12 protein-coding genes, 1 tRNA gene and 1 pseudogene are annotated in these 12,199 nt (G+C 54.7%); 3 read left to right on the top strand and 11 right to left on the bottom strand.

Annotation, left to right across the window (positions count from 1 at the left end; genetic code table 11):
- Positions 1-32: 32 nt before the first annotated feature.
- Positions 33-1,574: a sensor histidine kinase gene (locus tag QNH46_RS09770; RefSeq protein ID WP_283927917.1), complete on the bottom strand. Its 1,542-nt coding sequence runs from the start codon at positions 1,572-1,574 to the stop codon at positions 33-35.
- Entirely contained in the window at positions 1,571-2,260 is a 690-nt protein-coding gene (locus tag QNH46_RS09765; RefSeq protein ID WP_283927916.1) for a response regulator transcription factor, read from the bottom strand. The genes QNH46_RS09770 and QNH46_RS09765 overlap by 4 nt, the downstream gene beginning before the upstream one ends.
- Before the next feature lie 289 nt (positions 2,261-2,549).
- Here QNH46_RS09765 and QNH46_RS09760 point away from each other — a divergent pair.
- Positions 2,550-2,675: pseudogene (locus QNH46_RS09760) on the top strand (RidA family protein); the annotation flags it as partial.
- A gap of 107 nt (positions 2,676-2,782) precedes the next feature.
- Here QNH46_RS09760 and QNH46_RS09755 read toward each other — a convergent pair.
- Positions 2,783-3,019, bottom strand: coding sequence for a DUF3977 family protein (locus QNH46_RS09755; protein ID WP_283928398.1), 237 nt, complete (start codon positions 3,017-3,019; stop codon positions 2,783-2,785).
- Positions 3,020-3,194: 175 nt separating this feature from the next.
- A tRNA-Leu gene (locus QNH46_RS09750) sits at positions 3,195-3,278 on the bottom strand.
- 248 nt (positions 3,279-3,526) lie between these two features.
- Here QNH46_RS09750 and QNH46_RS09745 point away from each other — a divergent pair.
- Positions 3,527-4,291, top strand: coding sequence for a hypothetical protein (locus QNH46_RS09745; RefSeq protein ID WP_283927915.1), 765 nt, complete (start codon positions 3,527-3,529; stop codon positions 4,289-4,291).
- Here the strand turns inward: QNH46_RS09745 and QNH46_RS09740 are convergent.
- The 5 genes from QNH46_RS09740 to QNH46_RS09720 all read right to left on the bottom strand — a co-directional run bounded on the left by QNH46_RS09740 (position 4,288) and on the right by QNH46_RS09720 (position 6,380).
- On the bottom strand, positions 4,288-4,542 hold the full coding sequence (locus QNH46_RS09740; RefSeq protein WP_283927914.1) for a hypothetical protein: 255 nt from the start codon (positions 4,540-4,542) through the stop codon (positions 4,288-4,290). The genes QNH46_RS09745 and QNH46_RS09740 overlap by 4 nt on opposite strands.
- A 5-nt stretch (positions 4,543-4,547) precedes the next feature.
- Complete coding sequence (locus tag QNH46_RS09735; protein ID WP_283927913.1) at positions 4,548-4,895, bottom strand: carboxymuconolactone decarboxylase family protein; 348 nt, start codon at positions 4,893-4,895, stop codon at positions 4,548-4,550.
- Positions 4,896-4,965: 70 nt separating this feature from the next.
- Positions 4,966-5,181 (bottom strand): hypothetical protein, encoded by a 216-nt coding sequence (locus tag QNH46_RS09730; RefSeq protein WP_213588832.1) that lies wholly within the window; start codon positions 5,179-5,181, stop codon positions 4,966-4,968.
- A 203-nt stretch (positions 5,182-5,384) separates the two neighbouring features.
- Positions 5,385-5,723 (bottom strand): hypothetical protein, encoded by a 339-nt coding sequence (locus tag QNH46_RS09725; protein ID WP_283927912.1) that lies wholly within the window; start codon positions 5,721-5,723, stop codon positions 5,385-5,387.
- 84 nt (positions 5,724-5,807) lie between these two features.
- The gene (locus QNH46_RS09720) at positions 5,808-6,380 is read right to left on the bottom strand and encodes a xanthine phosphoribosyltransferase (protein WP_283927911.1); all 573 of its coding nucleotides are present in this window, start codon (positions 6,378-6,380) and stop codon (positions 5,808-5,810) included.
- 159 nt (positions 6,381-6,539) lie between these two features.
- Between QNH46_RS09720 and QNH46_RS09715 the strand changes: the two genes are divergently transcribed.
- Positions 6,540-7,577: a YkvI family membrane protein gene (locus QNH46_RS09715; RefSeq protein WP_283927910.1), complete on the top strand. Its 1,038-nt coding sequence runs from the start codon at positions 6,540-6,542 to the stop codon at positions 7,575-7,577.
- On the opposite strand, the gene QNH46_RS09710 is transcribed toward QNH46_RS09715, so the two are convergent.
- Positions 7,574-10,873: an AAA family ATPase gene (locus QNH46_RS09710; RefSeq protein WP_283927909.1), complete on the bottom strand. Its 3,300-nt coding sequence runs from the start codon at positions 10,871-10,873 to the stop codon at positions 7,574-7,576. The genes QNH46_RS09715 and QNH46_RS09710 overlap by 4 nt on opposite strands.
- Positions 10,870-12,198 carry a metallophosphoesterase family protein gene (locus QNH46_RS09705; RefSeq protein ID WP_283927908.1) on the bottom strand — a complete coding sequence of 443 codons (1,329 nt, stop codon included), beginning with the start codon at positions 12,196-12,198 and terminating at the stop codon, positions 10,870-10,872. The genes QNH46_RS09710 and QNH46_RS09705 overlap by 4 nt, the downstream gene beginning before the upstream one ends.
- Position 12,199 lies beyond the last annotated feature (1 nt).

The raw sequence follows: 12,199 nt of genomic DNA, 5'->3' as shown, positions 1-12,199 counted from the left end.
GGGCTCGATCATGTCGAAAAGCCCGGATGATCTTATTCATTCCGAGCTTCGCCTTTGTTAGTTTGTGTATATTTTATTCCTTCCGAACCAGAGGCATGCAGTGGAAGCTCTACCATGAAACACGACCCGTCCGGCCCCGTCTCGACAAGCTGTACCATTCCTCCTTGCTTCTCGGCAAGATTACGAACCAGAGCTAACCCAAGTCCTGTTCCACCGCTGGCTCTTGAACGATCTTTGCTGACTGTATAAAACGGGTCGAAAATACGTAGTACGGCTTCCTCTGGAATACCGATTCCCGTATCCGCAACTTCGATGATCATTCGCTGTGTCCCATCTGCTTGTGCTGTTATGTAGTTAAGTAGGTGGACTTGTCCGCCTGGCCGGTTATATTTCACCGCATTGTCCAGTAAATTAAGCATGATATGCATCACATTCTCAGGATCGGCCCATACCTCTCCTGCAGCAAGCGAAGTATGGATGGTGACCCCGCAGTTGTCCGCCTTTCCTTGCAGCCGGGCCACAGCTTCCTCCAGCAAAGTTCGCAGTGGAACCGCCTCCGCTCGTGTCTCAAACTCGTAAACATCCATCGCCGACAACTGCAGCGCCTTCTCTACAAGACCATACAGCCGCTGCGCCTCCACATGGATACGCCTTCCGGCATCGTCCAGCAGAGCAGGATCATCGCTGTACATATTCAAGAGGTCGGCGTACGCGAGGATCGAGGTTAACGGCGTCTTCAGCTCATGGCTGATATTGCTGATGAACTGTTTCTGCTGCTGCTCCAGTTCTCGCAGTCGCGCCACCGTATCAATCAGCTTCTGCTTTTCTTCATGCAAAGCACTGACTGACGTGGAGATACTGCGGCTCATTTCATAGATTCCTTGGGCGAGCTCACCCAGCTCATCCTTTCTGATGACCGAAGGGGCGGACAGATAATCGCCTTGCCCAATTTGTGATGCCGCCCTGTTCAATCGGTCAATGACATTAACCTGGCGCCGGACATAGACGTAACCGATGAGGAAGCCGGCACCAAGCACGGTGGCTCCAGCAAGAAGAAACAACCCGCGGATTCGGGCGTAAAAAGCATTTTGCCCAGCAAGTGAAGCATGAAACTGCACCGTGCCCAAACGCTGCTCGGCATTGTAGAGAGGAGCGAGAAACAACAACTGATCCCCTTCGGTGATGTACGCTGACTGCCCTTGGGCTGTAAAATGCAGAGCATCCTGCACATCAGCCTGGGACTGAAACGGCAGCGAGGTAGCGGCAAAGGTGCCGTCCACCGTATACAGCGTCACTGCCATACCGCTTTGTGCGCCCAAATCCACAGCCAGCCGTTGACCCCACTGCTTCATAAACTGATCCGGCTGCATCCTGTCTCCGGTCAGATATTCCTCACGCACGTGCAGATTGGTGGCTTCTGCTTGCCGGGTAAAAGACTGCTCCAGCAAGGTTCGCTGGTTCTCCCGGATGCCGCTCAGCACCAGCACACTCAGGCAGGTCACGACAAAAACGAGCAATAGGGCGAGCAGCAAAGATATTTTCCCCTTCAGGCCTAGCCGAAATTCGCCGATCATCTCGGTAACTCCGTACTTTTATAGCCGATCCCGTGAACGGTCTGAATGATGCCGTAGTGACTGCCCAGCTTTTTACGCAAACGCTGTACATGGATGTCCACCGTGCGGGTGCCACCCGCAAAATCCATAGCCCATACCTTCTCCAGCAGCACTTCCCGTGAATAGACCCGACCTGGATTGCGCATTAGCAAGACTAGCAGATCAAATTCCTTAGGTGTTAACTCGAGCAGCTCACCTCGAATCGACACCGTGCGGCTGAATATCTCTGCGGTCAAATCCCCTAGTCTCAGTACATCCTCCTGCTCCTGCTGCATTTGCTGTACATACCCTCCCCGGCGTAATAGAGCCTTAACTCTGGCCAGCAGCTCTCGCATATCAAAAGGTTTAGTCATGTAATCGTCAGCGCCCAGCTCCAGTCCCAGCACTTTATCAACAATATCATCTTTGACAGTGAGCAACAGAATCGCCGGCCGCGGCTGGCCATCTAGCCTGCGGCATACATCATAACCGCTTACACGAGGCATCATGACATCGAGCACCATAACCGTAGGCCGGAACGTATCGACCTTGTCCAGGGCCTCCTGGCCGTCCGCAGCCATCTCCACCTCATACCCTTCCCTGCGCAGCGCATAAGCAACAGCCGCTCGGATGCTGCTCTCGTCATCCACCACAAGTATTTTGATCATGAACTTCTCCTCGCATGCTTTTCTAGCAAGTATTATATCAACAAGAAACGTTCTTAAAAAACCTTAGATGCAGTGCATCGTACCTCAAAATAATCTGGGAATGACTGAAATTGACACCAAATTTCAGTTCCTTTATATTAATTTTTAATATTTTTGAACTTTTATATCTTCTGGTTATGGATACTCTACTACTGTTTTTTCTAGAATCCATTCTCGCGGGTGAAGTGTGTCATAAAATGAATGAATAAAACGGCAGAAGCATCCTTATTTTTACGGAGGTGCTTTTTTAATGGAGAATTCCAAAATTACTAGAAAAAATCCTGAAGGTATGTATAGCCCAGTAGGCAACTACACTCATATTACCAAAATCCCAAGAAATTCTGAGCTGTATGTTATTAAAATAGAAATAGAAGTATGGGCAGCTAAAGTCTAAATGGACTTCAAACCCCTCACTTAAATGTATATTTACGAGAGGGGTTTTTATTAAGGCTGTTTTCGCAATATCAATGTTTTTAAGCATACTTATAGGCTTACTATACCAAAGATGATTTTAAATTCGTTTCGGTTCTTTTTTGTCACTTTCAAACCTTGTTTCAAATCAATAATCAGTACGGTTTTTCTTATCCAAATTCGTATGTATGCGGATTGAAATTGGATAGGACGGACTATTCCTCTTACCTCAAATTCCGTGCCGTCATTTAATTCTGTTTCGGTCCTAATGAGCCACTTGTTGCCTATTCCAAATTCTATATACCTCAGAAAGAAACACCTCTTATCCTGTGTTTAATAATTCCTAGCAACCTGAAAAGGGCATATTTGTCATATGGCAAAAGACTTTCCGCAGTCGGTACAAAGATAGTGCTGTCTCGGATAACAAAAAAAGGTTCCCAATCTGCTGAGATAAGCAAATCAGAAACCTTCCTGTATAACCTGATGCGGTCGAGAGGACTCGAACCTCCACGGGGGTAAGCCCACACGGACCTGAACCGTGCGCGTCTGCCAATTCCGCCACGACCGCATGTTGTCTTGTCTTGCAGAGTGTTTTCCGCAGCGACAAGATATATAATATCATGCTGGGCTAAGAGAGTCAACAACCTTTTTTTATTTTTTTGACCAGGTTGCAACATTCAGATCTGCCGCAATCTCCAGGCTGCTAACAGCTTGCCCCTCATCCCCCGGACCAGCTGGCAAATAATACCTCAGACCGATGCAGTCTGATCTTGTCTTCCTATACAGTGGGAATAACTATGGTCTGGAGGTTGAATGATGAATCAACAATTTACTGGCGTAAGCAAAAGCACTACCGTAAAATTGCTCGAAGGAGAGCGGGTGCTTGTCTGCATCGGTCTACTGGGCTTTGTGCTGGCAGCAGCTTGCGGTATTTGGGTGTTGCTGTATGGAGGCGCAACATCACCGGACGGTGATGTGTCCAGAGCCATTTCCTTTGATGCCGCGTTAGGTATTTTTCTCATTTCTACCGCGGCGATTAGCCCTCTTTCCGGAATGAGCCCCAAAAAACGAGCGTTCTTCCGCTGGGCCTTCGTTATCCTATCGCTTTATTCCTATGGAGCAGAGACCATCCAAAATTTTCGCGGCGTCAACCCGCGTTTTGTTGAGGATGGCTCCTTCTTTGATCATTTCGTTGGTATTGGCTTCGGTCTGGTTGCCCTCCTGCTGGTGATCGTATATATCTTCTTCTCCATCCCCTTCTTTCGCCCAAAAGCCTCGCAAACCCGTCCAGAAATCGTGCTGGCGATCCGTTACGCGCTGCTGGCCACGATGCTTTCTTTTGCAGCGGGCATCTGGATTTCCTTGAATCAAAGCCGGTTTACGGGCCTTGAGGGAAATCTCATTTGGCTGCACGGTCTCGGCTTCCATGGCCTTCAGGTACTTCCGCTTATCGCTTGGTTAACTGAACATTCCACGATTACTATAGCAATACGACGAAAGGTCATTCACCTTTCCGGTATCCTATACTTTCTAGGGGTTATATGTATCGGTTGGCAGACTGCGCTCGGGAAATCGATTTAGGAATGGTCCTGGCTTCCTTCGCTAGCCTGCGGCTGCTTTATCATCACGATCGTTATCGGAGCAATCGTGCTATACCAGGCCAAGCACATCTTATCCCCGGCATATTGGCAGAGGGCCGGGAATAGGGACATCGCCTCTTGATCCAGGTTGACCTCCACTAAGCCTTGCCCTGCAAAAAAAGCTGTCCTCGGGGCCTGCAAAGCCTCAAGGACAGCTGATTGAATTGCAATACGCGCTACACACGCTAGCATCAACACTATTGCAGCGCCGATTCTGCCGCCAAAGCCTGCTGGACACGGGTAACACCCTGTGACAGGGCGTTACCCGCAAGCGCAGCCGAGGCGACGGCGACGGTCTCCAAAATTTCCTCGTCGGACGCTCCCTTGGCCCGGGCCTCGTTAACATGATAGAACGTGCAGACTTCTTGATTCATAGACAATGCAATGCCCACGGCGATCAATTGCTTCGTCTTGGCATCGAGCGCACCATCCCCGAAGCACTCGCCCGTAAAAGCGTGGTATGCCTCCGTCACTCCGGGCATCGTTTCGCCGTAATGGTGGATTTCCTGCTTATATGCGCTTATTTTATCGCTCACCAGCGACATGGACGGACATCCTTTCCTTAGTAAAGTGAAGTTTCCATTTACTACGTTGTCCCGTCCAGCCAAAAATATGCTATCCCTCCGGGGAAATTCGCGGTTCGCGGGAAGGTTGAATGATATAGCTCCGATCCAGCTTGACGACATTGCGGTTTGGCCTGCGAATCAGCACATGCGTATCGTCCCAAGCCACGACGATGCCCCGAATGTCATTCTCCGGAATGGCATCCCGCACCACTCGCACTTTCTCGCCGGATAATCGGTAAGCATCCAATTGTTCATCCGAAATCACGGGACAATCACCTCCTTCTTCTTAATCTTACCACAACCTTACAAGTCCTATAAGAAGTCACGGTCTAAATACAGATTTCTGCCCGCACAGCAAGATCGTACATCTCTTACAGCGCAGAAAAAGACCCCGCCGCATGGCGGAGTCTCATTATATCGTTCACCTTATGACCAAGCTACGAACAAAACCAGCAAATTATCCCTGATTTAACGCTGCGCATGCTCCCGGCTGTCGTTCTTCTCAAACCAGAAATCAAGTACCTTCGCCGACATTACCCGCTGCTCCAGATAAGCCACCTGCTGCGGGCTGAACTGATCCTTCCAAGGTATGGACAGCTCCTTGCACAGACCCGCGATCGTCAGAAGCTGGGACCAGGCTACATAGCGTTTGTACCAGAAGAACTGGGGATGCTCAAGCATATAGGGATAAAGGTCGTCAAATTCCGTATGTTTGCAATCCAGGGCACGTTCAAAAATAACCTTGGCATCAGACAATTTGGAAATAAAGAAATTCGCGTCTACAACAGATTGATTTTGATCCCCCATCGTTTTTGCCTCCTCTCCCTAGTGCTCCCATTATATCGAAAAAAAGAAGACCTGCAAAGGAGTGTTGCAAAATTGGTACAATTTTTATTCGGCAAAAGTGATTTTTCCGCCCGCAAGCGAGCCGATTTGCACGAGCGATTCCAGCCGGATACCCTGCTCGCGAATCGCTTTGCCGCCGGCCTGGAACGTCTTCTCGACAACGATCCCCGCCCCAACCAGCTCGGCGCCGGCCCGCTGTACAATTTTGATCAGCCCCCGTGCGGCATCGCCGTTTGCAATGATGTCATCAATGAACAGAATTCGATCATTTTCCGAAATGAAATCACGCGAGATCAGAATGTCCGTCACAATTCCTTTCGTAAACGAAGGAACCCGTTCACAGAGCATATTGTTCTCGGCGAGCAGCGTCTTCTTCCGACGCGCGAACACCAGAGGAACCCCAAGCTCATAGGCGGTAGCGAATGCCACGGCGATCCCGGAGGATTCCACCGTGACTACGCGGGTGACGTTATCCTCCTTGAAACGTCTGGCGAATTCCTTGCCCATTTCCATCGTCAGCTCGGGATCGACCTGGTGATTGAGCAGAGCGTCCAGCTTAAGTACCTGCTCCGAGACAATAACGCCTTCCTCGGCAATCCGTTGTTTTAGTTTCTCCATACTATTTCCTCCCGGGTCATCTTGTTTGTAACAAATTAACACATTCAATTCTTCGCTTCAAGCACGGATTTGCTGGAGCCGCCGGACAAGAATAGTCATGTCCCATTCCCCTGCAACATACCTTGTACTATATATAGCACATCACCCAGGGGGAAAACTATGAAAAATGCCTTGAATGCACTTAAAATCGCCTTCACTTATGTCGGTACCGTCGTGGGCGCCGGTTTCGCCACCGGCCGTGAAATATTGCAGTTCTTCACCCAATATGGCAAATGGGGAGTGCTGACGATCCTGCTGGCGACATCATTATTCATATGGCTAGGCGCAAAAATGATGCTGCTGGCCCAATCCATCAAAGCCGCTTCCTATGAAGATTTAAACCGCCACCTGTTCGGGGACGGCTTCGGCCGGTGGCTTAGTTTTTTTACCATGATCGTTCTGATCGGTGTCAACAGCGTTATGCTGGCCGGAGCGGGATCCGTGTTCGTGGAGTACCTTGGACTGAACTACCAAATCGGCCTCTGGTTTACCCTGATTGGAACCTTTATCCTGCTCAGAAAAGGGATCGAAGGCGTCATGCAGCTCAACACGATCGTCGTACCCATGATGCTGATCCTCTCCATGGCCATTATCGCCTCGACGGCAAGCTCGCCAACCGCCATGCGCTTCGTCACCCTGACTACCGATAAAGGCTGGTTCATGGCCTGGGCCTCTCCCTTGTTATATACCGCCTTCAACCTCTCTATGGCTCAAGCCGTGCTCGTTCCTATCGGAGGACACACCTCGGACCGCCGCACGATTATATGGGGCGGAATCCTAGGCGGCGTGGGTATCGGCTTCATGCTGATGGCGGCCCATTTTGCGTTATCGGCCCACATGCCGGGAATCAACCAGTACGAGGTCCCGATGGGCAGCATTGCCGCGCAATTGGGCAGCGCCGTCCAGCTCATCTATATCCTGTTGATTTTCATGGAAATATTCAGCACCTTCGTGGCCGACGTGTACGGCGTAACCCTTCAGCTCAGGCAGCATTTTCAAGTTCGCCCCTACCTCATTTTCATCGCCGTGCTTATGATTTGCTATGTAACGAGCCAATTCGGATTCAGCTCGCTTGTATCGGTTCTTTACCCGGCCTTCGGCTTCTTCTCCCTGCTCTGGATCTACGCGCTTGCCGTCTACAAACGAAAGCCGAATTAACCCAAATTCACGATTTGCGCTTCCGGGATTTGCGCCTGAATGCCTTGAACGACGTGAGCGTGGCAGGTCATCATAATCATCTGGCGTTTGGAAGCAATCTCCTTAAGTACCACAATGGCTCCTTGCAGGCGCTCCGCATCGAAATTAACGAAAAGATCATCCAGCAGAATCGGAATGCTGCGCTGATGGGAGACCGCTTCGGCAAGCGCCAGGCGCATGGACAAATACAGCTGCTCCGCCGTCCCCCGGCTTAGCGCTGCGCTGCCAATCGCTCCATGATCGCGATGCTCCGCCTGCAGCTCCTGACTACCCATCTTGAGAACAATTCGCTCATACCGCCCGTTCGTCATCTTCCGCAAGTAAGCCGAAGCCAGCCGCAGCACCTCAGGCTGACGCTCTTCTTCATATACGCGCCGGGCCCTGGAAATCAGCTCCTGGCATACAGCCCTCACCGCATACTGATCCAGCGCATCGCGAAGTGCCGCTTGCTGATCCGCAAGCTTCTGGCTGACCTCCTCCTGCCTGCCTCTCCGCTCTAACGCTTCCTGCTCCTGCAGGAGCCGTCCCCTGCGCTCCTGCAGCTCCCTCCAGGTTCTCTCCTTCGCTGTAGCGGCCTCTTCCGCTGCCAGCAGCCGTTCCTGCAGTTCTTCCTTGGAACAGCTGCCAAGCAGCGCTTCAAGCCGGCTCTGCTGATCGGCGGCAAGCCCGGAGAACATGACCGTTTCCAGCTGCCGGATTTCCCTCTCCAGCTCGGCGCGGCGGCTAGCCTCCGCGCTGCGGCGCAGAAAGTCCTCCCCGTTCGCGGCGTTTCCTTCCTTCAGCAGCGCCTGCTCTCGAATTTCGATCCGGCCCAGGCGGTCATTCAGCCGCTCCAGCTCTTCGCTGAACGTCTCGAGCTTGGAGGCAAGCAGCTCGCGCTGGGCGTAAATTTTCTCCGTGACAGAGAGCTGAGAAATCGCTTCGATGACGACTCGCCCTAACGAAGCCTTAGGCAAATCCGCGAGCTCCGCCCGGGCTCCCGCTTCTGGTTCAGGCGCATGACTGTTAAGAGAAGCCCCTGGTTCATTGTCGGCAACACTTAGTCCTGCCTGCGCCGCCGTCTCGCCGTCCAAATCGCTGCCGATCACCTTCACTTCATGTTCATAGGCCTCATTGGCTGCCGATAACATGGCCGATCTTACCGCCAATTGCTCAAGCCGGTTCTGCCACTCCCTGCCTTGCTGAGCAAGGCGGAACACGTCAAGCGCGGCCTCGGGGGACAGCTCGGCTGAAAGCTTGCGCTCGCGCAGCCACAGCTCCCATTCCCGGGCCAGCTCCCCGAATTCGGCTTCCCGCTTGGCCAGCTCCCGCTCTGCATGCTCGCAGCGCTCCAGCGCAGCGGCTGCCCGCTGGCGGAGCAGGGCGATTTCCTCCCCGAGCGCGGCATGGCGCTGTTCCCATAGCTGCCAGCGTTCCATCAGCTGGCGCAGCTCCCGCTCCCGCCGATCCCACTCCTCGGGATGCAGCGGCGCGGCGGCTCCATCCGTGCGCCCAGCCGCTGTCAGCGGATCGGAGACAAGCCTGTCCAGCAGGGTGCGGAGCCTGGCTTCAGCCCGGGAAGAGTCATCCTCTCCAGGATAGCGGCGGGTTCCGCCGCGGCGATTCGAGTGAGTTCTCCGGACCATACCAAGCCATAAGTTCATATCGAGCCCGGCAAAAAGCGCAAAAGCCGCAATCAGCCCCCAAACCGAGCGGGAGGACAGCCAGATCACCCCGGGCACAATTACCGTTAAGGCAGCACTGCCTATCAGCAGCTTGCGGTACAGTCCCTGAATCCGCTGCCCGGCCAAAACCTCGGCTTCCTTGGCCCGCGTCTCCCGCAGCCGGGATGAAGCATCTTCATGCCAGCGCTCCAGTTCCCGGCTTAACTCGCTCCAGGCCTGGCGAATTTCGGCGGGGCGCTTCGGCACGAGCATGGCGAACTCCCTCCGGCCGGCTTCCGCGCTCTCCTCCAGGCGGGACATCGCCGCCGAATAGGCCTCCTTCGCTGCCGCAGCCTCCTTCGCCAGCTTATGCTGCTCGCTGTACATGAGCTCCATCTCTTTCTCGTAAGCGGCAAAGCGCGCGCCGAATTGACGGACGGTTTCCCGCTCGCCAACCGTCCCGGCGAACGAAGCAAGCTCCGCCTCCGTCCAATGCGCATCGATGCTGCGAAGACATTCGCCTTCAAGACGCTGGCGCAGCATGCGGATCTCCGCCTGCAGCTCTGCGATTTCAGTCTTGCGCGCCTCATATCCTGTCAATTGCCCATGCAGAGCCCGTACGGCCTCCGCCTTGGCCAGCAGTGTCAGGTTCGGAGCAAGCATGCTGATTTCCGCCGTCATTGCCTCCATCTTGCGCCTCATCTCGGCCTGATCGAGCAGCAGCCGCTCCTTCTCCTCCTGCAGGGCATTCCAGCGCGAGAAGCCTTCCTCGGGAAACCCCTCGTATTCGGGCAGTGCCTGCAGTTCAGCCCTTAGCCTCTCGCGGGCGAGCCAGTCCTCACGGATCAGTGACGCTTTGCTCAGCTTCGCCAGCTCCCGGCTGCAAATGTCGCGCTCCTCCTCGCAGACGGCCAGCTCGCTCACGACCCGCTCCAGCTCGGCGAGCGCCTCATTGTAGCGCGGCAGCAGCTTTCTTGCAGCCTCGGCCTCCTGCGCAAGCCGCTCATAGCCCTGCAGCAGCTGAGCCAGCTCCTGCGTGCGCCCGCGGGGCCTGTAGAGCTTGTCCATCTCCTGGCCAAGCCTCTTCTCTCCGCGCAGCACAGCGGCCCCGCCGCCGATACCGGCGTGGAACAGGAAGCGGCTCAGCTCTTCCGACTGAAGCGCGGCCACCTCCTGCAGCTCGGTCAGCGAGATGGCAAACAGCTGCTTGAACATATCGCTGGAGAGGCCTCCCAGCAGTTCGCGCTGCATCTCCTCCTGAGCTGCTTCAAACAGCCTGCCCCCGGAATCAGTCCGCGTAATCCGCAGCCGCTCGCCCCGCGAGCCCGCCGTCCTGCCGTCGCCTTGCTGCGCGTAACGCTCGATGACCCAGCGGTCGCCTTCCTCGCCAGACAGGATCAGTTGACCGCCATGGGCGCCGCCCCGGGTCGGCTCATACCGCATGGGCCCATACGTCCGCGAGGGTATGCCAAACAGCATGGCTCGCACGAAGCCCAGCAATGTGCTCTTGCCGGCCTCATTTGGTCCGTACAGGACGGTAACCGGCCCTTGCAAATCCAGCTCCAGGCCGCTCAAATGTCCAAACCCGCTTACCTGCAGCTTGTCCAGCCTCATCGCTGGGCACCTCCCTTCGCCTCTTGTTCGGTCAGCAGGGTCACTGCCATCTCCGCCGCTTGACGAACGAGAGCAGCCTTTTCTTCAGCCCCGAGCTCTCGTACGAGCCGGCGAAGCCTGCGATCCTCAGCGACCGAAGCAAGAGCGGAGCCGACGATCTGCTCCAGCAGCTCTTCCTCCTGCTCAGCCAGATCCGCCATGCGCAGCAGTTCGCCGAGAAAGCTGTCCTCCTGCTTCAGCGCCGCGAGGTCTGCATCTGCCCCCGTCTTTATCTTCAAGCCTGTCGGCCAAACGATGGAAACCGCCGGGTCAAGGTCAAGGCCAATTCCATCGCCCTGAAGCCGCTGGCTTTCCCTGCGCCGCAATTCCTGGAGCAGCTCCTCGCCCTCGGTTCCCGATTGCAGCATGCCATGCAGTGGCCCCCTGCCGGTTAATACGAGGCGTACGACCTGAAGCTTCCCCTCGGATTGCTCCCTCAGCTCCTCCAGCAGCTCTTCGGCCAGATCCCGCAATTGCTCCTCGCTGCTTAAGCCGTCGATAGATAGCTCCGCCTCCAGCCAGCGGACATAATCGAGCGCCCGGAACGAGAGCTTGGCTCCTCCATGCTCATCGACGTTCACGAGGTAACAGCCCTTCGGGCCAGTCTCCTTCATACTGCGTCCCTGCAGATTGCCCGGGTAGACAATCCAAGGGGATTCGTGCAGAATCTGACGCTTATGAATGTGGCCCAGCGCCCAATAATCGTATCCGCTTTGCTGCAAATCCCGAAGCGAGCAAGGAGAATAGGCATCATGACCCTCCTGCCCGTCCACATTGGCATGAAGCAGCCCGATATGAAACAGGTCGGACGCAGGGTCTCTGCGAAATTGCAATGCCGTATTCTCCGTCACCGCAGCGATCGGATACGATATGCCGCTGACGACCGCTACAGGCTGGCCGTCGCTGCGCCGCCTCGCTGTGACGCTCTCCACCACAGGCCCAAACACCGTAACATGCTTGGGATGCGCCAGACGGAGCCTGCCCGCATTCAGCGGGTCATGGTTGCCGTGAATCACATAGACCGGGATGCCATGATGTCCAAGCCGGTCCCAGGCTTCCCGCAGCCGGAGCTGCGCCCGCAGCGAAGAATCGGAAGCGTCGTATACATCCCCGCTCACGACGAGGAAATCCGCCTGCTCCGTTATCGCCAGCTCGACCAAATGATCTAATGCGGCAAACGTGGACTCTTGCAAATGGCGGCGCAGTACGTCCGGGATGCCGGTCATGCCGGCAAAGGGGCTATCCAGATGCAGATCCGCCGCATGAATAAATCGAAATGGAATCATA

This window comes from Paenibacillus woosongensis, from assembly GCF_030122845.1.
GTDB classification, from domain to species: domain Bacteria; phylum Bacillota; class Bacilli; order Paenibacillales; family Paenibacillaceae; genus Fontibacillus; species Fontibacillus woosongensis_A.
The sequence above is the reverse complement of the archived record's forward strand: the minus strand, read 5'-3'. Positions and strand labels throughout refer to the sequence as shown.